Source organism: Arthrobacter sp. SAFR-044 (assembly GCF_059414985.1).
Genome location: NZ_JBPFDN010000002.1, coordinates 102,449 through 122,623, shown reverse-complemented (window position 1 = coordinate 122,623; position 20,175 = coordinate 102,449). Strand labels below are relative to the sequence as shown.

At 67.2% G+C, this 20,175-nt stretch carries 20 protein-coding genes and 1 riboswitch; of the genes, 8 read left to right on the top strand and 12 right to left on the bottom strand.

Annotated features, from left to right (window positions below; all coding sequences use genetic code 11):
* The first annotated feature begins 5 nt into the window (after positions 1 to 5).
* Complete coding sequence (locus tag ACR65J_RS03265) at positions 6 to 875, top strand: anti-sigma factor (RefSeq protein ID WP_440166047.1); 870 nt, start codon at positions 6 to 8, stop codon at positions 873 to 875.
* Positions 876 to 944: 69 nt separating this feature from the next.
* Positions 945 to 1,349 carry a twin-arginine translocase TatA/TatE family subunit gene (locus ACR65J_RS03260; protein ID WP_440166045.1) on the top strand — a complete coding sequence of 135 codons (405 nt, stop codon included), beginning with the start codon at positions 945 to 947 and terminating at the stop codon, positions 1,347 to 1,349.
* A gap of 5 nt (positions 1,350 to 1,354) precedes the next feature.
* On the opposite strand, the gene ACR65J_RS03255 is transcribed toward ACR65J_RS03260, so the two are convergent.
* The 3 genes from ACR65J_RS03255 to ACR65J_RS03245 form a co-directional block, all read right to left on the bottom strand.
* Complete coding sequence (locus tag ACR65J_RS03255) at positions 1,355 to 2,512, bottom strand: Mrp/NBP35 family ATP-binding protein (protein WP_440166043.1); 1,158 nt, start codon at positions 2,510 to 2,512, stop codon at positions 1,355 to 1,357.
* A gap of 64 nt (positions 2,513 to 2,576) precedes the next feature.
* Positions 2,577 to 3,269, bottom strand: coding sequence for a DUF1003 domain-containing protein (locus ACR65J_RS03250; RefSeq protein ID WP_440166041.1), 693 nt, complete (start codon positions 3,267 to 3,269; stop codon positions 2,577 to 2,579).
* The gene (locus ACR65J_RS03245) at positions 3,253 to 4,536 is read right to left on the bottom strand and encodes a magnesium transporter MgtE N-terminal domain-containing protein (RefSeq protein WP_026265667.1); all 1,284 of its coding nucleotides are present in this window, start codon (positions 4,534 to 4,536) and stop codon (positions 3,253 to 3,255) included. The genes ACR65J_RS03250 and ACR65J_RS03245 overlap by 17 nt, the downstream gene beginning before the upstream one ends.
* A 77-nt stretch (positions 4,537 to 4,613) precedes the next feature.
* Here ACR65J_RS03245 and ACR65J_RS03240 point away from each other — a divergent pair, with 77 nt between their 5' ends.
* Positions 4,614 to 5,627, top strand: a complete 1,014-nt coding sequence (locus tag ACR65J_RS03240) for a YflT domain-containing protein (protein ID WP_440166038.1) — start codon at positions 4,614 to 4,616, stop codon at positions 5,625 to 5,627.
* Between the two features lie 116 nt (positions 5,628 to 5,743).
* Here ACR65J_RS03240 and ACR65J_RS03235 read toward each other — a convergent pair whose 3' ends face one another.
* A complete protein-coding gene (locus ACR65J_RS03235) occupies positions 5,744 to 7,318 on the bottom strand; it encodes an aminopeptidase P family protein (RefSeq protein WP_440166036.1) in 1,575 nt (524 codons plus the stop codon).
* Positions 7,319 to 7,398: 80 nt separating this feature from the next.
* Between ACR65J_RS03235 and ACR65J_RS03230 the strand changes: the two genes are divergently transcribed.
* Positions 7,399 to 8,247 (top strand): PHP domain-containing protein, encoded by an 849-nt coding sequence (locus ACR65J_RS03230; protein ID WP_440166034.1) that lies wholly within the window; start codon positions 7,399 to 7,401, stop codon positions 8,245 to 8,247.
* A gap of 22 nt (positions 8,248 to 8,269) precedes the next feature.
* On the opposite strand, the gene ACR65J_RS03225 is transcribed toward ACR65J_RS03230, so the two are convergent.
* From ACR65J_RS03225 to thiE, 4 genes are all read right to left on the bottom strand, one after another.
* The gene (locus tag ACR65J_RS03225) at positions 8,270 to 9,142 is read right to left on the bottom strand and encodes a DNA-methyltransferase (RefSeq protein ID WP_440151251.1); all 873 of its coding nucleotides are present in this window, start codon (positions 9,140 to 9,142) and stop codon (positions 8,270 to 8,272) included.
* Positions 9,143 to 9,150: 8 nt separating this feature from the next.
* Entirely contained in the window at positions 9,151 to 10,827 is a 1,677-nt protein-coding gene (locus tag ACR65J_RS03220; protein WP_440166032.1) for a DEAD/DEAH box helicase, read from the bottom strand.
* Positions 10,828 to 11,119: 292 nt separating this feature from the next.
* Complete coding sequence (locus tag ACR65J_RS03215) at positions 11,120 to 12,625, bottom strand: RNB domain-containing ribonuclease (RefSeq protein ID WP_440166030.1); 1,506 nt, start codon at positions 12,623 to 12,625, stop codon at positions 11,120 to 11,122.
* A gap of 39 nt (positions 12,626 to 12,664) precedes the next feature.
* Positions 12,665 to 13,411, bottom strand: a complete 747-nt coding sequence (thiE, locus tag ACR65J_RS03210) for a thiamine phosphate synthase (RefSeq protein ID WP_440166029.1) — start codon at positions 13,409 to 13,411, stop codon at positions 12,665 to 12,667.
* Between the two features lie 27 nt (positions 13,412 to 13,438).
* Positions 13,439 to 13,557: riboswitch (TPP riboswitch) on the top strand.
* On the opposite strand from thiE, the gene thiO reads away from it, so the two are divergent.
* The 3 genes from thiO to ACR65J_RS03195 all read left to right on the top strand — a co-directional run bounded on the left by thiO (position 13,550) and on the right by ACR65J_RS03195 (position 15,916).
* On the top strand, positions 13,550 to 14,863 hold the full coding sequence (gene thiO / locus ACR65J_RS03205) for a glycine oxidase ThiO (protein ID WP_440166027.1): 1,314 nt from the start codon (positions 13,550 to 13,552) through the stop codon (positions 14,861 to 14,863). (Overlaps the previous riboswitch by 8 nt.)
* Positions 14,860 to 15,096: a sulfur carrier protein ThiS gene (gene thiS / locus ACR65J_RS03200; protein WP_440166025.1), complete on the top strand. Its 237-nt coding sequence runs from the start codon at positions 14,860 to 14,862 to the stop codon at positions 15,094 to 15,096. The genes thiO and thiS overlap by 4 nt, the downstream gene beginning before the upstream one ends.
* A 4-nt stretch (positions 15,097 to 15,100) precedes the next feature.
* Positions 15,101 to 15,916, top strand: a complete 816-nt coding sequence (locus ACR65J_RS03195) for a thiazole synthase (RefSeq protein WP_440166023.1) — start codon at positions 15,101 to 15,103, stop codon at positions 15,914 to 15,916.
* Between the two features lie 74 nt (positions 15,917 to 15,990).
* Here the strand turns inward: ACR65J_RS03195 and ACR65J_RS03190 are convergent, their stop codons facing one another.
* The 3 genes from ACR65J_RS03190 to ACR65J_RS03180 all read right to left on the bottom strand — a co-directional run bounded on the left by ACR65J_RS03190 (position 15,991) and on the right by ACR65J_RS03180 (position 17,322).
* Complete coding sequence (locus ACR65J_RS03190; RefSeq protein ID WP_440166021.1) at positions 15,991 to 16,293, bottom strand: hypothetical protein; 303 nt, start codon at positions 16,291 to 16,293, stop codon at positions 15,991 to 15,993.
* 76 nt (positions 16,294 to 16,369) lie between these two features.
* Complete coding sequence (locus tag ACR65J_RS03185) at positions 16,370 to 16,594, bottom strand: DUF3107 domain-containing protein (RefSeq protein WP_440166019.1); 225 nt, start codon at positions 16,592 to 16,594, stop codon at positions 16,370 to 16,372.
* A 62-nt stretch (positions 16,595 to 16,656) separates the two neighbouring features.
* Entirely contained in the window at positions 16,657 to 17,322 is a 666-nt protein-coding gene (locus ACR65J_RS03180; protein WP_440166017.1) for a TetR/AcrR family transcriptional regulator, read from the bottom strand.
* Between the two features lie 85 nt (positions 17,323 to 17,407).
* Between ACR65J_RS03180 and moeB the strand changes: the two genes are divergently transcribed.
* A complete protein-coding gene (moeB, locus tag ACR65J_RS03175; protein WP_440166016.1) occupies positions 17,408 to 18,607 on the top strand; it encodes a molybdopterin-synthase adenylyltransferase MoeB in 1,200 nt (399 codons plus the stop codon).
* Between the two features lie 120 nt (positions 18,608 to 18,727).
* On the opposite strand, the gene ACR65J_RS03170 is transcribed toward moeB, so the two are convergent.
* A complete protein-coding gene (locus ACR65J_RS03170) occupies positions 18,728 to 20,053 on the bottom strand; it encodes a glutamyl-tRNA reductase (protein WP_440166015.1) in 1,326 nt (441 codons plus the stop codon).
* Between the last annotated feature and the right edge of the window lie 122 nt (positions 20,054 to 20,175).

The following is a 20,175-nucleotide window of genomic DNA, read 5'->3' as shown; positions in this document are numbered from 1 at the left end:
GGCACATGAGGTCCCAGATTCCTTTCGGCGGCAGGCATCAGCGCTCCGGCAGCCACCTTGAGGCCTGCCAGGAGTGTGCTGCCGCCGTACGCCGGGAACGGCAGTACCTTGAGCGCCTCCGGGATGCCCCCATTCCGCCCGCCAGCCAGGACCTGACGGCCCGGCTGCTGACCCGCACCTCCGAACTGGCGGCCCAGGTGCCCGCCCCGGTCCAGGCGCAGCAGGGCGCCACCTCCCGCATGGCCGCACGGGCCCTTGCGCTCACCGCCGGAGGAACCGTCGCAGCGGCCGGAGTGCTGGCTGTGGGGGCCTTCACGGCAGCGGGAGACCCAGGGGGCGGCGAAGCGGCGGGAACCCAGGCTGCTTTTTCCCACGTCTCGTCGCAGACCCCCGCTGACGGCAGGAGCCTGAGCACCGCGCAACTGGCCACCCTGCGGTCCGAGGGATGGGCGTGCCCCGACCTTCAGGCCATGGGATTCCACGTCGAGGCGGCCCGGGCGCTTGTGGTTGATGGGGAGCCCGCAGTGGAGCTGCGGCTTACGGACGGCGTGCACCACGCCACTGTCACGGAACAGCACCTCGTCACGCAAGAGCCAGCAGGCCAGGCGCCTGTGGTTCCGGGGAGTGCAGCCGTGTCGGGTACCAGTCCGTGGTCCGCAACCTACCGGGCTGCGGGGCTCACCATCACATACCGCTCCGACCTGCCTGCCGAACAGGCCGACGATGCGATGCCCATCCTCAAGCGGCTTGCCGATTCCGCCGCAGAGGGGGTCGCAGCCGCCGTCCCGGAACGGCCGGAAGGGCAGGCCGCGGAACCCCTGGATGCCCGGCTGGAGCGCGGAATCAACAAGATCGCGGCCCTGTTCACCCAATGACACGGACTGTCGACCCGTCCGGCGGATGGGAATCGTCACCTGCAGCCCGGAGAGGGTAATCTTCCTAAAGTGTTTGGAATCAACGGCCCGGAGTTCATTCTTCTGCTGATCATTGGCGTGCTGGTGATCGGCCCCCAGCGGCTGCCGGAATATACCCAGAAGCTGGCGAACCTGGTCAAGGAAGTCCGCCGGATGGCCAACGGTGCCCGCGAACAAATCAAGGAAGAAGTGGGCATCGACATCGATGATGTCGACTGGAAGAAGTACGATCCCCGCCAGTACGATCCGCGGCGCATCATCAAGGAAGCGCTGCTCGACGACGACACCAAGCCCGTCAGCGGAGGCGCCCCCGCCGCCGTGGCTGCAGTTTCCGGCGCCGCAGCGGCAGCGGAAGCGGCACCCAAGCGGCCCGAAAGGGTAGTCCAGCGACTGGCCCCCGGCGAGACCGCCCCGTTCGACACCGAGGCCACCTAGGCTGGTCAGCGGGGCTGCAGCCCCAGCTTCATCCCGGCAAGGCCGCGCGGTTTCGCCGCCAGGTGCCCGGCGATGCCGGCCAGAGCGGCAGCCGCTGCGGCCCCGGGCCTGCCCAGGACAATCGGAACCCCTGCGTCCCCGCCTTCGCGCAGCTGGATGTCCAAGGGAATCTGGCCCAGCAGGGGAACGTCCGCCCCCACTGTGGCGCTAAGCCGTTCCGTGAGCACGGTCCCGCCGCCGCTTCCGAAGAGCTCCATCCGGCCGCCGTCGGGCATCTCCAGATAGGACATGTTCTCGATGACGCCCGCGATCGTCTGTCCCGTCTGGGTGGCGATGGCACCGGCGCGTTCGGCGACGTCGGCTGCGGCCGCCTGCGGCGTGGTGACCACCAGGATTTCGGCCTTGGGCAGCAGCTGCGCAACGGAGATGGCGATGTCACCGGTACCCGGCGGAAGGTCCAGGAACAGGGCATCCAGGTCGCCGAAGTAGACGTCCGTGAGGAACTGTTCCAGCGCCCGGTGCAGCATTGGTCCCCGCCACGCAACCGGCTTGTTGCCGGTCACGAACATGCCGATGGAGATTACTTTCACCCCATACGCAACCGGGGGAAGGATCATGTCGTCCACCTGGGTGGGCTTTTGCGTGATGCCCATCAGCGCAGGTACGGAGAAGCCGTACACGTCAGCGTCCACGATTCCTACCCGGAGGCCCTGGGCGGCCAGGGCGGTGGCAAGGTTGACCGTCACCGAGGACTTGCCCACACCGCCCTTGCCGCTGGCGACAGCGTAGACCTTGGTCAGGGAATCCGGCTCGTTGAAGGGGATCCTGCGCTGGCCGCCCGGACCGCGCAGCTTCTCCTTGAGGGCGTCGCGCTGCGCCTGGTCCATCACCTTCAGCTCCACGTCGACGGCGGTGATCCCGGGTACCGCGGAAAGCGCCTTCTGCGAATCGGCGGTGATGGTGTCCCGCAACGGGCAGCCCGCAATCGTGAGCAGGACCGCTACGGTGACCTTGCCGTCGTCGGACACGTGGACGGCGTCCACCATGCCCAGCTCCGTAATGGGACGGCGGAGTTCCGGATCGATGACCGTGGCCAGGGCATCGTTGACGGCCTGGAGCAGTGGTCCCTGTCCGGGGCTGGCGGGATCGCTGGTGGCGCTCATGGAAGGGGCCTCGGCTTTCGTGCGGTGGCGGCGACGGGCCCGCTGATGACGGCGGCCCGGGTGGTCATTGGGCAGAGTGGCCCGGTTTGACCCGGGGGATCTGCTGGGTCCTCGGGTTGCGCTGCCGGTCCCGCTGTTCGCGCAGCTTGTCCTTGACCTTGTCGCGCGGGGATTCGTGCGAGCCGGGCCCGGAGTCCTCATGGGTCCGCATTTCCTCCTGCGCTTCCAGGAGGTCTTCGAGGAGCGAGCGCAGTTCGGCCCGGACATAGTCACGGGTGGCGACCTCCCGGAGCGCGATCCGCAGGGAGGCCAGCTCCCGAGTCAGGTATTCGGTGTCGGACAGGTTGCGCTCTGCCCGCTGCCGGTCCTGCTGCAGCGAGACCCGGTCCCGGTCATCCTGCCGGTTCTGCGCCAGCAGCAGCAGAGGCGCTGCGTAGGAGGCCTGCAGCGACAGCATCAGGGTCAGCAGGGTGAACCCAAGGTCCCTCGAGTCGAACTGCCACTCGACGGGGGCCCACGTGTTCCAGCCCAGCCAGAAAATGCAGAATACGGTCATGTAGACCAGGAACTGGGGCGTGCCCATGAACCGGGCAAAGCCCTCGGTGGCATGGCCGAACGCGTCCGGATCCGGGGAGAACTTGGGCAGGATCCGCTGGCGCGCGCTCAACGGTGTGTCGAGGCTGCCCTTTGACTCCGCATTGACCACGTTCCGCTGGTTGGGGTTCTTCGGAGCGCTGTTATCAGCCAATGCGGCCACCGAGCTTTCTTATCGGGGCTTCGCCATCGTGGGCGCGCCAGTCGTCCGGCAACAAGTGATCCAATACGTCATCAACAGTCACCGCCCCCACAAGCCGGCCGGCGTCATTGACCACCGGGAGGGAATTCAGGTTGTAGGTGGCCAGGGTCCGTGCCACTTCGCTGATGTGGGCCTGGTCGGACAGCGGCTCAAGGTTCTTGTCCACCAGGTTTCCCAGTGCCTCGAACGGCGGGAAACGCAGCAGTTGCTGGATATGCACCACGCCCAGGAAGCGGCCCGTGGGCGTTTCCAGCGGCGGCCGGGCAATGAAGATCGACGACGCCAGGGCGGGGGAGAGCTCCTCGCGCCGGACGTGGGCAAGGGCTTCGGCGACGGTGGCCTCCGGGGGCAGGATGACAGGCACCGGGGTCATCAGGCCGCCGGCGGTGTCCTCGTCGTACTCAAGCAGGCGCCGGACGTCCTCGGCGCCCTCAGGCTCCATGAGTTGGAGCAGTTCCTCTGCCTGGGCGGAGGGGAGTTCGCCGAGGAGGTCGGCGGCGTCGTCGGGATCCATTTCCTCCAGGACGTCCGCGGCGCGCTGGACATCGAGGGCGGAGAGGATCTCCACCTGGTCGTCCTCCGGCAGTTCCTGGAGGACGTCCGCCAGCCGTTCGTCCTGCAGTTCGCTGGCCACTTCGAAGCGGCGCTTGTCGCTCATCTCCTGCAGGGCCTCGGCGAAGTCGGCGGGCTTGAGGTCCTCGTGGTTGGCCACGAACTGGGTGGCAGCCTGCGGTTCGGTACGCGGCCCTTGCTGCGCGTCCGCCCAGTCGATGATCAGTGTTTCGTTGCGGCGCAGGCGGCTCAAGGGGGACAAGGAATGGCCACGCCGGACAAAGAGCTTGCTGACGAACCAGTCGCGGGACCGGTGCTGGTCGATGGCGATGTCTTCGATGGTGGCGTCTCCGCTGCCGTCGCGGAGGGTGACGCGGCGGTCGAACATCTCGGCCACCACCAAGGTTTCCGCGCCGCGCTGTTCGAACCGGCGAAGGTTGACCAGGCCGGTGCAGATGATTTGCGTCTGGTCGATGGACGTAATGCGGGTCATGGGTACAAAGACACGCTTCTTGCCCGGAACTTCCACCACGATGCCCACTACGTGGGGGGCTCCCTGGGTTCCGCGGGACAGCACAACAACGTCGCGCAACCGGCCCAGCCGGTCGCCCAGCGGGTCGAAGACGTCGAGGCCCAGGAGGCGTGCCACGAAGACGCGTGTAGGTGTTGTGCTCACCACTACAGGCTACCGAGTCTGCTCTCTTTTAGCTGAATTTACAGGCGGCACCCACCTTGATGGGCAAGAATGGGTTTATGTCGAACATTTTTGGTGCTCCCAAGGCCGGCGCCCCGAACGGACCGGACGATGCCCGGGCTGTTCCCACCGGCGACACCGTTGGCTCCTACACTTCATACCTCGATGCCCAGAAAGCGGTCGACTACCTGGCGGACCAGCAGTTCCCGGTCCACATGGTGTCCATCGTGGGCAACGAACTGAAGATGGTGGAGCGGGTTACGGGGCGCCTGAGCTACCCGCGGGTGGCGTTGTCGGGGGCGCTGAGCGGCATGTGGTTCGGCCTGTTCGTGGGCGTCATGCTGTCCTTCTTCGCTCCGTCGCCCGGGTACTTCTCCATCATGACGTCGGTGCTGATGGGCGCAGCGTTCTTCATGCTCTTCGGCATCGTCACTTACGCCATGCAGCGGGGCAAGCGGGACTTCACGTCCACCAGCCAGGTGGTGGCCACAAGCTACGACGTGATTGTGGCACCGGAGGCAGCCCACGAGGCCCGGCGCCTCCTGCAGCAGCTGCCCATGTCCCGTTCAGACGCCGCCGCATCCGGCCACGGCCCGTATACGCAGCACGACAACTACAACCAGCCGTACCAGCAGCACCACCAGCAGGGCGGGCAGCAGCAAGGGCAGGGCCCGGCCCGCCCCGCCGGCTGGAATGATCCCTACGGCCAGCGGTCCTGCGGCCCGGCCGCCAACAATGGACCTGTCCAGGACGGCCACGCCTACCCCGACGACGCCGGCCAGCAGCACAGCGGTCAGCAGTACGACGGCGGCCAGCAGCACGGTGCCCCGCAGCACACCCCCCAGCAGCCGGCCCAGCCGGTCCGCTCTGTCCGTTACCCGGACCTGCCCGATGGCCGGCCGCAGTACGGCGTCCGCGTCCCCCAGGGGCCGGCCGCGGATGCGGGTCAGCCCGGCATGGAACCGCATGCAGAACACCGGGCAGAAGAGCACGCACAGGATGGCGCCGAACACCCGGTTGACAACCAGTACGGTCCGGAGGGGGACCAGCACCGGGGCGAACACCGCCAGTAACAGCGCAGGTGCGTCCAGGTCCGGCAGCCTGGAGCCACCAGGGACAGTGCCACAAACAAAGAGCGGGGCCGCTGGAATGAATCCAGCGGCCCCGCTCTTTGTCGCTACGGCCGGTGTCAGGCTTCTTCGGTCCGGTAGATGCCGGCCATCCAGTCCTCCACGTCTTCCGCATTGCGCGGCAGGGCGGCGCTGAGGTTGACGGGGCCGTCAGCGGTCATGAGGATGTCGTCCTCGATCCTGACTCCGATGCCGCGGTATTCCTCGGGGATGGCCAGGTCTTCCTTCTTGAAGTACAGGCCCGGCTCGATGGTGAACACCATGCCTTCGGTGAGGACGCCGTCCAGGTAGAGTTCCCGCTTGGCTTGGGCGCAGTCATGGACGTCCAGGCCCAGGTGGTGGCTGGTGCCGTGCGGCATCCAGCGGCGGTGCTGCTGGCCCTCGGGGCTGATTGCTTCCTCCACGCTGACCGGCAGGATTCCCCACTCGGCCAGGCGCTCGGCCAATACGGTGGTGGCTGCGGTATGGATGTCGCGGAACTTGGTTCCCGGCTGGGCGGCTGCGAATCCGGCGTCGGCAGCATCCAGGACCGCCTGGTAGACCTTGCGCTGGATGCCGCTGAAGGTGCCGCTGGCCGGCAGGGTCCGGGTGATGTCCGCCGTGTAGAGCGAGTCCGCCTCGACACCGGCGTCCACGAGCAGGAGCTCACCGGCGTGGATTCGGCCGGTGTTGCGGGTCCAGTGCAGCACGGTGGCGTTGTTGCCTGAGGCCGCGATGGTGTCGTAGCCCAGTTCGTTGCCCACCTCGCGGGCGCGGGCGAAGAACGCCCCCTCCACCACGCGTTCGCCGCGGGCGTGCGTGAGGGCCCGCGGCAGGGCCTTGACCACCTCTTCGAATCCTTCCACGGTGGCCGATACCGCGATTTTCATCTGTTCGATTTCCCACTCATCCTTGAGCAGGCGCAGTTCGGAGAGTGCCTCGCTGAGCTTTTCGTCCAGCGCGTCCAACACGCCGAGGTCCAGGTTCTCGGGGTCCTTGGCTGTGTTGTACCGGGCCGTGTCCACCAGGGCGTCAATGTTGTCGTCAACCTTGCGGACCAGCCGGATGGAGATGCCGCCGATTTCCGGGGCACCCACGTCCTTGGTGATGGCCGTTTCCAGCTGGTCGATGTGCGCGGTGGCCAATCCAAGCCGGGCCTCGAATTCTTCCAGCGTGGGACGGGCGCCGATCCAGAACTCGCCGGAGCGGGAGTCGGCGTAGAACTGCTCGGTGTCCCTGCCGGCCAGCGGGCGGAAGTACAGCGTGGCCCGGTGGTCCCCGCCGTCGTCGCCCGTTCCCTCATTCACCGGTTCCAGGATCAGGACCGCATCCGGCTCGTGGTCCAGGCCAAGCCCCGTCAGGTGCGCGAAGCCCGAGTGCGGGCGGAAGCGGTAGTCGCAGTCGTTGGAGCGGACCTTCAGCGGTCCCGCCGGGATGACCAGGCGTTCGCCCTTGAACTGGACGGAGATCGCCTTGCGCCGGGTTGCGGCGTAGCCGGCTACCTCGTCCCGCGGGGGCAGTTCCTGGCTGGACGGCGCCCAGTTGCTGGCCATGAAGGCCTTGAAGGCGTTGGAACTGGGCCGCTGGGAGCGGTTGTTGACGCGCTCCTCCAGCGGCTGGGAAGCAGAGTTTTGGGTGTTTTCGGCATCGTTCACGGCACCATCGTCTCACTGGCGTCCCGGCTAAGCGAACAGGCCTCCCCGGTCTCTTGTTCCCGGTCCACTACGCTGGATAAGTGAGGATTGACCTGCATGCCCACTCCAACGTCTCGGACGGCACCGAGACCCCTGCCGACGTCATGGCGTCTGCTGCCCGCGCGGGACTGGACGTGGTGGCCCTGACCGACCACGATTCAACGGCGGGTTGGGCGGAGGCCGCCGCGGCCGCCGCCACGTACGGGGTGGCCCTGGTGCCGGGCATGGAGGTCTCCTGCCGGACGGAGGAGGGCATCAGCGTCCATCTCCTGAGCTACCTGCATGACCCCACCCATCCCGGGCTCCTGGAGGAAATCACCAAGGCCAAGGATTCCCGCCTGACCCGCGCCGAGCGAATGGTGACCATCCTTGCCGAGGACTACCCGCTCACCTGGGACGACGTGATCCACCATGTGGCGCCCGGCGCCACCCTTGGCCGGCCGCACATCGCCGACGCCCTCGTCGCCGCGGGTGTCGTGGAGGACCGTTCCGAGGCCTTCGCCTCCATCCTCACTTCCCGCTCGCGGTACTTCATCCCGCACTACGCCCCCGACCCCGCCACCGCCGTCGAACTCGTCCGGGCCGCCGGCGGGGTGCCCGTGTTTGCCCACCCCGTGGCGTCTGGCCGGGGGCGGATCGTGGGGGAACGGACCTACCGGGAGATGATCGACGCCGGCCTGGCCGGCGTGGAGATCGACCACCGCGACAACCCGGAAGAGGGCCGGGACTTCCTGCGCAAGCTCGCGGCGAAGCATGGCCTGCTGGTCACCGGCTCCTCTGACTACCACGGCACCGGCAAGCCCAACCTGCTCGGCGAAAACGTGACGACCCCCGAGATGCTGGCACGGATCGAGGCACTGGGCACGGGAGCCGCCGTCGTCCGTCCCTAAGGGGTAGTCCGTCCGCGGACCGCTAGTTGGGCTGGAACGATGCCAGGGTGGCGTGAGCACCCAGGCGCTTGGCCATGATGTCGATGGCAGGCTGGTTCTGGTCCACGCACACGAACTTCCGGCCAAGCTTGGCGGCAACGGCACCCAAAGTGCCGGAGCCGGCGAAGAAGTCCAGGCACCAGTCACCGGGGCGGGATGACGCGGCGACCACGCGGCGGACCAGGCCCTCCGGCTTCTGCGTGGGGTAGCCGGTCTTTTCCTTGCCGGTGGGCGAGACGATGGTGTGCCACCAAACGTCCGTGGGCAGCTTGCCCAGTTCCCGTTTGGCGGGGGTCACCAGCCCGGGGGCCATGTACGGCTCGCGGTCCACCTCCGCGCTGTCGAAGTGGTACTTCGCCGGGTTCTTGACGTACACCAGGATGTTGTCGTGCTTGGTGGGCCACCGGTTTTTCGCCCGGGCGCCGTAGTCGTACGCCCAGATGATCTCGTTCAGGAAGCATTCCCGGCCAAAGATGGCGTCCAGCATCACCTTGGCGTAGTGCACTTCCCGGTAGTCCAGGTGCAGGTACAGGGTGCCGTCGTCGGCCAGCAGGCGCCAGGCCTCCACGAGCCGGGGTTCCAGGAAGGACCAGTAGTCGCTGAACGCGTCGTCGTAACGGTGCAGGGCACCCTTGATGGTGTCGTAGGAGCGGCCCTTGAAGCCCACCCGGTCCCCGCTGCCGCCGGCGTTCACCACCATCCTGGTTTCCTGGCGCTGCTGCGGCCGGCCCGTGTTGAAAGGCGGGTCCACATAAATCAGTGTGAAGGCGCCGTCCGGCAGCGTGGGGAGGTACTCCGCGTTGTCCGCGTGCACCACCAGGCTGCCGCCGTCCGGCGCCCAAACAGTGTCAGTCATCAGGGGAGTTAGGCCTCGGAGTTGCCCGGCTGGGTGCCGTTGTCGCCGCCTGCGACCACTTCGCCGTTGCGGCGGCGGGTGCGGGTACGGCTGCGGCGGGCGCGCGAGGGCTGGTCGCCGTCGGCTGTGGGGGCTGCAGCTTCAGCGGCAGGTGCGGCGGAGTCAGAAGGACGACGACGGCGCTCACCTGAGCGGCCCGCGGAGTCGCTGCTGCGGCCAGCGTCACGGCCACTGCCGGCCCCACGGCCCCGTCCGTCCCGCTCCCGCGTGCGGCCTGAGTCCCGGGGACCGCGGCTGTTCTTCTTGCCGGTTTCCCCGAGGTCCTCGAGGACCTCGGCGTCAACGCCGGCCAGGGTCCGCTTGTCGCGCGGAAGGCGGCCCTTGGTGCCCTCGGGGATGTCCAGGTCAGTGTAGAGGTGCGGCGAGGAGGAGTAGGTTTCCACCGGTTCCGGGACGCTCAGGCCCAGGGCTTTGTTGATCAGCGCCCAGCGCGGCATGTCGTCCCAGTCGACAAAGGTGACGGCGGTGCCCTTGTTGCCGGCGCGGCCGGTACGGCCCACCCGGTGCAGGTAGATCTTCTCGTCTTCCACGCACTGGTAGTTGATGACGTGGGTGACGTCCTCGACGTCGATGCCGCGGGCCGCGACGTCGGTGGCCACCAGGACATCCACCTTGTTGTTGCGGAAGGCCCGCAGCGCCTGCTCGCGGGCGCCCTGGCCCAGGTCGCCGTGGATGGCCGCGGCCGCGAACCCACGGTCCACCAGTTCTTCGGCCACCTTGGCGGCGGTGCGCTTGGTCTTGGTGAAGATGATGGTCCGCCCACGGCCGCGGGCCTGCAGGATGCGGGCCACCACTTCGGTCTTGTCCATGCTGTGTGCACGGTAGATCAGCTGGCGGATGTCCCGCTTGGTCAGGCCCTCATCCTCCGGATCCGCTGCGCGGATGTGCGTGGGCTGGGTCATGTACCGGCGTGCCATGGCGATGACGGGGCCGGGCATCGTGGCCGAGAACAGCAGCGTCTGGCGGACGGCGGGGGTTGCCGCGATGAGGGTCTCCACGTCCGGCAGGAAGCCCAGGTCCAGCATCTCGTCGGCTTCGTCCAGCACCACGATCTTGACGTTCTTCAGGCTCAGGTGCTTCTGCTTGAAGAGGTCGATCAGCCGTCCGGGGGTACCGACCACTACCTCGACGCCCTGTTTGAGGGCCTCCACCTGGGGTTCGTATGCGCGGCCGCCGTAGATGGTGGCGATCCTGGCGTTGCGCTTGCGGGACGCCGTCTGAAGATCGTTGGCAACCTGCACGGCCAGTTCACGGGTGGGAACGATGACCAGGGCCTGCGGGGCTCCCGGCACGGCCAGCTTGGCGTAGCCGGGGTCGTCCTGGCCGATCACGCGCTGCAGTGCCGGGATGCCGAAGCCCAGCGTCTTGCCGGTGCCGGTCTTGGCCTGGCCGATGATGTCGTGGCCGCCCAGGGCCACCGGAAGGGTCATGGCCTGGATGGGGAACGGGTGGGTGATCCCGGCGTCGGCCAGGGATTCGACGATGTCCGCGCGGACGTTGTAGTCGGCAAAGGACTTCTCCGCGATCTCGTGCGGCGTCTCGTCGGAGATGATCGTTTCTTCCGGCTCAATGGTTTCCGTGCCGGACTCATCGCTCAGAAGCTGGTGGGTATGCAATTCACTCACAGGGGAGTTTCCTTATTCATTTGGGCAATGGCGCTGCCTGCTCAACGGGCCGGCCAAGGCTGGCCGCTCCGGAGCACGCTCAGGCGCGCAAGCGATTCCAGTGGAAGCCGATCGCGGGCTATCTAATGCTGGCACTGGTGACCAGCGGGTACATCTCAAGATCGCGTAGGGGCGGGCTTGTTGGTTTCAAATCGAGGAAATCAACGACCGGGCATCCAGTTCTACCCCTCCAGTCTAGCCGCACGGGTGTAGAAACACTGTTTCGGCCCGCCTGCGGCGTACGCCGCGGCCCTCAGGAAACCAGTTCGAAGTGGATCTGCCGCGTGGTGATATTCGAAGAAATCAGCCGGACACGGACCTTGGTGCCGGACTCCAGCTCACCCGCGCAGCGGGCGGTCACCGCGGGTTCGGCGATCTGGATGATCCCAGAACTTCCGTTCCCGTTCCCGTTGCCGTTCTTCGCATTGCCGTTCTTGCCGTTCCCGTTGCCATTGCCGTTCCCGTTCTGCGGCTTGGATCCGGAAATCACGATCGCATCGAACTCCTGCCCGACGTGGTTGAGCAGCAGTGCCGCCTCCACCGTATCCAGGGCCAGGCGTTCCATCCGTGAGGCCAGCTGGTCCGATCCGGCCATGATGCCGGGAAGCAGCGGCAGGGCCTCCCGCGCCCAGCCCGGAACATCGCCGCCGTTACTCAGGGCCTCGCAGATGACCAGCACGAAGCGGTCCACCAGGCGGCGCAGCGGCGCGGTGGTGTGGGCGTAGGCGGCGCCGATGGCGGACTGGATGCCGTCTTCCGGGACCGTCCCGTCGAAGGCGGTATAGGACGCGCCGCGGAACAGCATGCCGGCCGAGTGCATGATGGCCAGCTGCCGAGGGTCGGTGGGATCGAGTGACCGAAGGTACTCGCCGTAGCTGACCTCCCCGTCCCACGGCCTGCCCAGCGCCTCAGTCTGCAGCCGGAAATGCCGCAGCGACCGTTCGTCCGGAGCGGGCATGGTGCGCAGGATGCCCACTTTGCCTTCCAGCATCAGCTGTGCGGCCGCCATTCCGGTCATCAACGAAATCTGCGCGTTCCAGTCCTCCACGGGAAGCTGCGGAACGGCGTCAATCCGGTAGCCGCCGTCGGGCAGCTGGACGATCTCCTGCTCAGGCATGTTCAGGCTTGCCCCCTCGCGCGCCCGTTCCAGCGCCACCCGCTTCAGTCCCACCTCCCGGAGCAGCCGCAGCACGGGAGAGGCGGTCCCGGCGTCGAGGTCGGCCTGGGCGCCTTTGTAGCTGAGCTTGTCGCGGCTGCGGACCCGCGCCCTCCGGACGCCCACGGACAGCACTGACGCGTCGCCGTCGAGCGTAAAGTCCCAGACGAAAGCCGAACACTCCTGGCCGGGCAGCAGGCTCCCCGCCCCCTCGCTGATCACCTCGGGGTGCAGCGGGATCCGGCCGTCCGGTGCGTAGAACGTCTGTCCGCGGCGGCGGGTTTCGGCGTCCAGGGGGCCGCTCGGTGCAACGAACGCCGGAACGTCGGCGATGGCGTACATGACCCGGTAGCCGAGCCCGTCCGGTTCAATGAATACTGCCTGGTCAAGGTCCGTGGAGGACGCCGGATCGATGGTCACGAATTCGACGGCGGTCAGGTCATAGGGGGGCAGCTGCAGCGCGGCTACCGCGGCCAGGGCGTCTTCCACCGCCTCAGCAGGGTACGGCCCCGGCAGTTCAAGTTCCGTCCGCAGCAGCCCCAACGCCTCTTCCAGGGCGTTCTTGTGGTCATGGACGTTGGGGGCCAACCGATGATGTGACACAAAAATCAGCGTAGCCCCAAGTCCCGCGATTAAGCAGGCTCAGGAGCCGGCGCCGTCCAGCGCGTCGAGGAGGGAGGCAGCCGCGGCAGCCGGGTCGGGTGCCTCGGTGATGGCACGGACCACCACGATCCTGCGGGCACCCGCCTCCGCCACCTTGTGGACGTTTCCGTGGTCGATGCCGCCGATCGCAAACCAGGGCACAGGGTCCGCTGCCTGCCGCGAGGCTTCGGCAGCGTATTTCACCAGCTCAGGGCCGACGGCGGTCCTGCCTGGCTTGGTGGGTGTGGCCCAGACAGGGCCGACGCAGAAGTAGTCCAGCCCGGAGGGGCCTGCCGTTGCCGCCAAGGCAGCGTCCACCTGGCCGGTGGTGTGGCTGGAGAGCCCAATGGCCGCGTTTCCGTTGACCAGTGTCCTCGCTGCAGCCAGCGGAAGGTCCTTCTGGCCGACATGGAACACCGGCGCCCCGGACAGCACGGCGATGTCCGCACGGTCATTGACGGCCCACAGTTTCCCATGCCGCACCGCGGCCTCCTTCAGCACCGCCAGCAGCTCCAGTTCCTCTGCAGCCTCGATGGCCTTGTCGCGGAGCTGGATGATGTCCACGCCGCCGGCAAATGCGGCGTCCACGAACCCGGCAAAGTCGCCGCGGGCACGCCGCGCGTCGGTGCAGAGGTACAGGCGGGCCGCCTTGAGGGCGTCGCTGTGACCGGCATTGGCAACTTCGGCACTAACAGCCGTGGCTGGAGCGGGGGAGCCGGCGGACAAGGATGAGGTGGACACATTCATGCCTGCAAGCCTAGTTCCTCTAAACTGGGCTGGTACTGCGGGAGCCCGCGGCAGCTGTCACAAAGCGCCGGGCTGAGAGGGCGTCAGAGCCGACCGCTTGACCTGATCCGGTTAATGCCGGCGTAGGGAAGGAACCACATGCGCACCCCTATCGACCATCGCCCCGGGTCCGCCGGGGCCGCCCGTGCCACGGTGCGTGCCGACGTCGCCGTCATCGGCGGTGGAGTGATCGGACACGGAATCGCCTATGAGGCGCAGCGCTCCGGCCGCTCCGTTGCCCTGATCGATGACGCTCCCGGGAACGGCGCCAGCTGGGCCGCCGCCGGCATGCTTGCCCCCGTCAGCGAGTTGCACTACCAGGAGGAGGACCTCCTGGAACTGATGCTTGAGGCATCGTCGCGGTGGCCGGGTTTCGCCGCCGGCATCGCCGGCGCAACGGAAACGGATTGCGGATACCTGACGACGCCGACCCTCGCCGTGGGTGCCGACGCCGCGGACCGGCGCACATTGATGGACCTTCGCACGGTACAGCAGGCCAACGGCCTGGCGGTGGAGCCCCTGACAGTCCGGGAAGCCCGCAAGCGTGAGCCGCTCCTTAGCCCCGCCATCGCCTGTGCCTTGGATACGCCGGCCGACCACCAGGTGGATCCCCGGCGCCTGGTGGCAGCCCTGCGGCTGGCCCTCGCCCGCGCGGCGCTTAATACCCCCGACCTGGCCGTCGCCGGGGCGGTGGAGGGGTATGCAGTACCGGACCGGGCCACGGGCCTGCTGTGGGAGGGCGGAACAGTTGCCGGCGCAAGCCTCGCCGGCGGCGGCACCGTCCTGGCAACGGAAACCATCGTGGCCAACGGCCTGCAGGCAGGGACCCTTGGCGGCCTGCCGGCCGGCCTCGACCTGCCCCTTCGCCCAGTGCACGGGGACATCCTCCGCCTCGCCGTTCCACGGCACCTCCAGCCCCTGGTGACCTCCACGGTGCGCGGCCTGGTGCACGGCGTCCCCGTGTACATCGTCCCCCGGCAGGACGGGACGGTGGTGATCGGAGCCACCCAGCGGGAGGACGCCCTCTCCGATGCCGTCAGCGCCGGGGGTGTGTACCAGCTCCTCCGCGACGCGCAGGCGCTGGTGCCCGCCGTCGCTGAACTGGAACTCCTGGAATGCACCGCCCGTGCCCGCCCGGGAACGCCTGACAACGCCCCGCTGCTGGGCCGCGTGCCGGTGAACCAGACTTCACCAGGCGAAGGGTCCGCTGCAACCGGGCCCGGGCACGTGCCGGGGCTCATCATCGCCACCGGATTCTTCCGGCACGGGGTGCTGCTCACCCCCGCTGCCGCAGCCATCTGCACCGCCCTGCTGGACGGGAAAGCCGATCCCCGGTGGGCGCCCTTCCGCCCGGAGCGGTTCTCCAGCCCGGCGGCGGCCAACCAACGCACCCACATCAAGGAGACAGCGTGAACATCACCCTGAACGGAAACACCCAAACGGTGGCCGACGGCGCCTCCATCACCACGCTCGTCACCCAGGTCACCGGACGCCCGCTGGGGCCCAATGGCCACGCGACGGACGGCGGGAAACTGGGCGTCGCCGTCGCGCATAATGCCCAGGTGGTGCCGCGCAGCCAATGGTTCGCCACGGCGCTCGCCGAGGGCGACGACATCGAACTCGTCACGGCAGTACAGGGAGGCTGACACCATGACCGAAACCAGCACCATCAACCCCGCCGGGAATTCCGGCGCCGCCGACGCCCTGGTGATTGACGGCGTCGCCCTCGGATCCCGGCTCATCATGGGCACGGGCGGGGCGCCGAGCCTGGGCGGCCTGGGCACTGCGCTCCTCGCGTCCGGCACCGCCCTGACCACCGTTGCCATGCGCCGCTACTCCACCGCGGAAACCGGTTCGCTGTTCCAGCTGCTGGTGGACCACGGAATCCGTGTGCTGCCCAACACCGCCGGCTGCTTCACTGCCAGGGACGCGGTCCTCACGGCGGAACTTGCCCGGGAGGCGCTGGAGACCGACTGGGTGAAACTGGAGGTCATCGCGGACGAACAGACCCTTTTGCCGGACGCCGTGGAGCTGGTGGAGGCCACGGAGCAGCTGGTCAACCGCGGATTCAAGGTCTTCGCCTACACCAATGACGATCCCGTGCTTGCGCTGCGGCTGGAGAACCTCGGCGCCACAGCGGTCATGCCGCTCGGCGCCCCGATTGGTACCGGACTGGGAATCCTGAATCCGCACAACATCGAGCTCATCGTGTCCCGCGCTTCTGTGCCGGTGGTTTTGGACGCGGGCATCGGTACGGCCTCGGACGCTGCCCTGGCCATGGAGCTGGGCTGCGACGCCGTCCTGCTGGCCACGGCGGTGACGCGGGCCCAGAACCCGGCGCTCATGGGCGAAGCGTTCAAACACGCAGTAATCGCCGGCAGGATGGCCAGGGCTGCAGGGCGCATCCCGCGCCGGGAGCATGCACTTGCGTCGTCGGCGATGGAGGGCCGGGCGGAGTTCCTCTGACCCAGGTGATACACGTGTGGCCACCGCCCTGATGGGTGGTGGCCACACGTGTATGGCAGCTGGCAGTCGGTTCGTCAGCGGCGCAGAATGACGGTCAGCCGCTCCGTGTCGCGGCGCGCCCGGGTGCGGCCCAGGTAGACGACGGCGGCGATGGCTGCGGCGACGCCGAGCACCGTGGGCAGGACCCACGGAAGCCAGGTGGTCCCCGGCAGGTAGCCGAAGCCTGCCGCCATCAGGATGATCCACGCCAGCGCCGCAACAACCACGCCGACGCCGGCGGGCAATGCCGCGCCATACTTGGCATGCCGCTTGTCATTGGCCCAGACGACGAAGCCGGCGGCGATGGTTGCCAGCACCACGATGGTCAGCGAAAGCATGGATCTCCTTGGAAGACAGCGGCAGGCCCGGACCGTGTGGAAATAGAACGGGCCGGAACTGGACCTGGGCCGGAAACTAGAACTGGCCGAAACCTACGCGCCGAACCTCTTCGGCACCTATTTCCACGTACGCCAAGGCGTTGCCCGGAATAATGATCAGGCGTCCTTTGTCATCCTTCAGGCGCAATTCGCCGCCTGCGGTAATGGCTTCGCCAACAACCTTGGCCACCGTCTCCGCGTCCTGGGTCGATTCCAGCACGATTTCGCGGCCAACGTTCTGAACGCCGATCTTAATCTCCAAGGGGGCCTCCCAGCCTGTGAAAAGTACTCGTGTTTTCTACGAGGTGTTGTCTTATTTGTAGTCTAGGACTCTTTGGGGAAGCGAGAGATTCCGCGCCAAGCTAAACGGTAGATGAGGTCGCTGGCCACATCGAGGTCCAGGTTGCCGTCCGTTTCCAGCCAATACCGGGCGCTGACATGCGCCATTCCGGCCAGGCCGCGCCCCAGCAGTTCCGCTTCCAGGTGGGGGAGCTTGGTGTCCTCAGCGATGACCCGGGCAATGGCGTCGGCGAAGGTCCGGTTGAAGGTCTCAAGCCTCGAGCTGACGTCGGGGTCGTTGATGAGGTCGGACTCGAACACCAGGCGGTGGGCCTGATCGTCATTGGCGATGAAATGGAAGTAGGCGCGCATGACGGCCTGGACGCGTTCATCGTTGTCCGTGGTGGAGTTCAGGGCGCCCAGCATCAGTTCGGTCAGCGAGGCCAGGTGGCTTTCCAGCAAGGCGAGGTACAGGTCGCGCTTGGACGGAAAGTGCTGGTAGAGCACAGGTTTGCTCACATGCGCGGTTTCTGCGATCTCGTCCATCGCCGCGCCGTGGTAGCCGTTGGCCACAAACACCTCCTGGGCCGCGGCAAGGAGTTGTGCGCGGCGCTCATCCCGGGGCATCCGGGCGGACCGCTGGCCTGCGGGGCGGGAGGCAGTTTGCGGTTCGGCTGCGGTCGGGCGGTCAGCCCGTGCTTCAGGGACCACAGTTGTCCTTCTTTCCATTGCAGTTACCCTTCACTTTACTGCGGGGTAATATGACCGGGCGGTATCCCGGGGCATACATTGAAGTATGGCTTCGTCTTTCACCGCAAATGTTTCGACCCCTTCCCTGGATCCGCTGGTGGAACCGGCCGCTGACCTCACTCCTGCCGAGGTTGAACGGTACTCCCGGCACCTGATCATTCCCGAGATCGGCGCGCTGGGGCAGCGGCGGCTCAAGAACGCCAAGGTACTGGTGATCGGCGCGGGCGGCCTGGGTGCCCCGGCCTTGCTGTATCTCGCAGCGGCTGGCGTGGGGACGATCGGAATCATCGACGACGACGTCGTGGACCTCAGCAACCTGCAGCGCCAGGTAATCCACGGCGTCAGTGATGTGGGACGGCCCAAGATCGAATCGGCACGCGATGCCATCGCGGAGCTGAACCCGCTGGTGGAGGTGCGGTTGCACAACGTGCGCCTGGACGCATCCAATGCCCTGGAGCTGTTCAGCGGATACGACCTCATCCTTGACGGTGCCGATAACTTCGCCACCCGGTATCTGGTGAACGATGCCGCCGCCATCCTGGGCAAGCCCTACGTGTGGGGGTCCATCTTCCGTTTCGACGGACAGGTGAGCGTGTTCTGGGAGCAGCACGGACCCACCTACCGGGACCTGTATCCCGAGGCTCCGCCTGCCGGTTCCGTCCCCTCCTGTGGTGAGGGCGGCGTGTTTGGAATGCTGTGCGCCGCCGTGGGATCGCTTATGGTGACCGAAGCGGTCAAGCTGATTACCGGCGTCGGACGTTCCCTGCTGGGCCGCGTGGCCCTGTTCGACGCTTTGGGCGGCAGCTGGCGCGAGATCAGGGTATCGAAGGACCCAGCGGCGCAGCCCATCACTGAACTTACCGACTACGAGGCCTTCTGCGGCATCGCTCCGGTTTCCGAATCGGACACGGAACACACCGTTACCGCCACGCAGCTGGCCACCATGCTGGCCTCGAGGAAAGCCGGGCTTAAGGACTTTGAACTTGTGGATGTCCGGGAATCGGGGGAGTACGACATCGTGCGGATCGATGGGGCCAGGCTCATCCCGCAGGGACGGATCCTGGCCGGCGAGGCGTGGGATGAACTTCCGCAGGACCGGGACATCGTGTTCCACTGCAAGGCCGGCACACGCTCCGCCAACGTGCTGGCGGCGGCCCGCGAGGCCGGTTACCAGCGGGTCAGCCATCTCGACGGCGGGATCCTGGCCTGGGTGCGCGACGTGGAACCCCAGAAACCCGTCTACTGACCCGGACGCCCCATCACCTTTAGCTGCTTTTTGAGAAACGCCCCATCACTTCCCCCAGGATAGTGATGGGGCGTTGCCGAATATGGGGCTAAAGCTGATGGGGCGTTGGGAAGGGAAACCTCAGGCGGTTTCGCGGCCCGTGTGGTCCACCGGGCACTCGGCCTCCACCACTGCAGGCGCAGCGGTGCCGGGCTGTTCGACAGTGATGCCGTACAGGGCTTCCAGCGCCGCAACGTAGTCATCCTGCTGGCCGTTTGCCGCGAGTTCGCGGGCGCGGACCGTGGGGACATGCAGCAACTGCTTGACCATGCGGCGGAGTGCGAACTCGACCTCTTCGGCGGCAGCGGTGCAACCGTGGCGGGCACGGACCTTTTCCATCTCCGCGTCCAGCACGTTCATGGTGTGGCGCCGCAGGGCAACGATGGCGGAGTCCACTGAGCGCGCTTCGCGCTCCTGCTCGAACGCCTTGGCGGCACCCTTGACGATTCCGCTGGCCTGCGCCAGTGATTCCGCCTGCTCCTGCGGGGCGGCCAGGCGCACCGATTCCAGGGTCAGCAGTTCCACGCCGTCCAGCTCGCCGACGGCGGGATCGAAGTCGTGGGTGAGGGCCAGGTCGATGGCGATCAAGGGCTGCGGCGAATCCGCGCGGACCTGGGCCAGCTCGTCAGCTTCAACCCGGGTGTCCGAGCCGCTGCAGCCGATCATGACGTCGGCGGCGGCAACGGCGGCCCGCAGCGATTCCGCATCGAGGGCGGCACCGCCGCGCGAGGCCACGAACCCCTCGGCCCTGCCGGAGGAAGAGTAGACGGAGATGTCCGTGCAGCCGCGTTCCCGCAGCAGTGCCATGGTGGCGCCGGCGTACGCGCCGGTCCCGAAGAGGACAACCTTCTTGGCTGACCAGTCGGGGTTTTCGGAAAGATCAGAGGCAAGGTCCAGCGCCACGGAGACGATGGAAAGCCCCCGGGAACCGAGGGCCGTCTGCGCACCTACATCCTTGGCAGTCTTCGAGGCCGCCTGGAACAGCCGGACAAGTCCCGCGCTGGCAGTGCCGTCATGCTGGGCGGTGATCAGGGCCCGCCGCACCTGGCCGGCGATCTCGCGCTCGCCCACGACGGCGGAGTCGAGTCCGGCGCTGACGGCGAACAGGTGCTGGGTCACCTCGGGTCCGGTACGGGTGCTGAAGGAGCGTGACACGAGGGGCTCGGAGAGTCCGCTGGCCTCGCTGATCCGGGAGACGAGTGCCGCGCGGGCTGCCTCGACGTCGTTGGGGTTGGGGGCCTCGCCGTAGATTTCGTAGCGGTTGCAGGTGGCGAGGACCACCGCTCCGGCCACGGCAGGGGATTCGGTGAGCGCGGATGCGGCAATCCCGGAGGAACCGTTGCTCAACTGAGCAACGGTTTCAAGATCGATGTCGGCGTGTGTAGCCACCAATGAGAAAAGAACCACAGCAGACCAATCATAGCTTTTTCGTTGCCCGGTAGAACAACCATCGGAAAGGATAGTCCCCACACTGGGGCGTGATCCGCGCCACGTATGGAATTCCCGTGCCGTCGGCGACAGGTTGTCGT

Bases quoted from the DNA above. Each gene is read 5' to 3' on its own strand.
- ACR65J_RS03265 (WP_440166047.1), top strand. From the start codon at position 6: ATGAGGTCCCAGATTCCTTTCGGCGGCAGGCATCAGCGCTCCGGCAGC.
- ACR65J_RS03190 (WP_440166021.1), bottom strand. From the start codon at position 16,293: ATGCTTTCGCTGACCATCGTGGTGCTGGCAACCATCGCCGCCGGCTTC.
- moeB (WP_440166016.1), top strand. From the start codon at position 17,408: ATGGCTTCGTCTTTCACCGCAAATGTTTCGACCCCTTCCCTGGATCCG.
- ACR65J_RS03240 (WP_440166038.1), top strand. From the start codon at position 4,614: ATGTCGAACATTTTTGGTGCTCCCAAGGCCGGCGCCCCGAACGGACCG.
- thiO (WP_440166027.1), top strand. From the start codon at position 13,550: ATGCGCACCCCTATCGACCATCGCCCCGGGTCCGCCGGGGCCGCCCGT.
- thiE (WP_440166029.1), bottom strand. From the start codon at position 13,411: ATGAATGTGTCCACCTCATCCTTGTCCGCCGGCTCCCCCGCTCCAGCC.
- ACR65J_RS03195 (WP_440166023.1), top strand. From the start codon at position 15,101: ATGACCGAAACCAGCACCATCAACCCCGCCGGGAATTCCGGCGCCGCC.
- ACR65J_RS03225 (WP_440151251.1), bottom strand. From the start codon at position 9,142: ATGACTGACACTGTTTGGGCGCCGGACGGCGGCAGCCTGGTGGTGCAC.
- ACR65J_RS03255 (WP_440166043.1), bottom strand. From the start codon at position 2,512: ATGAGCGCCACCAGCGATCCCGCCAGCCCCGGACAGGGACCACTGCTC.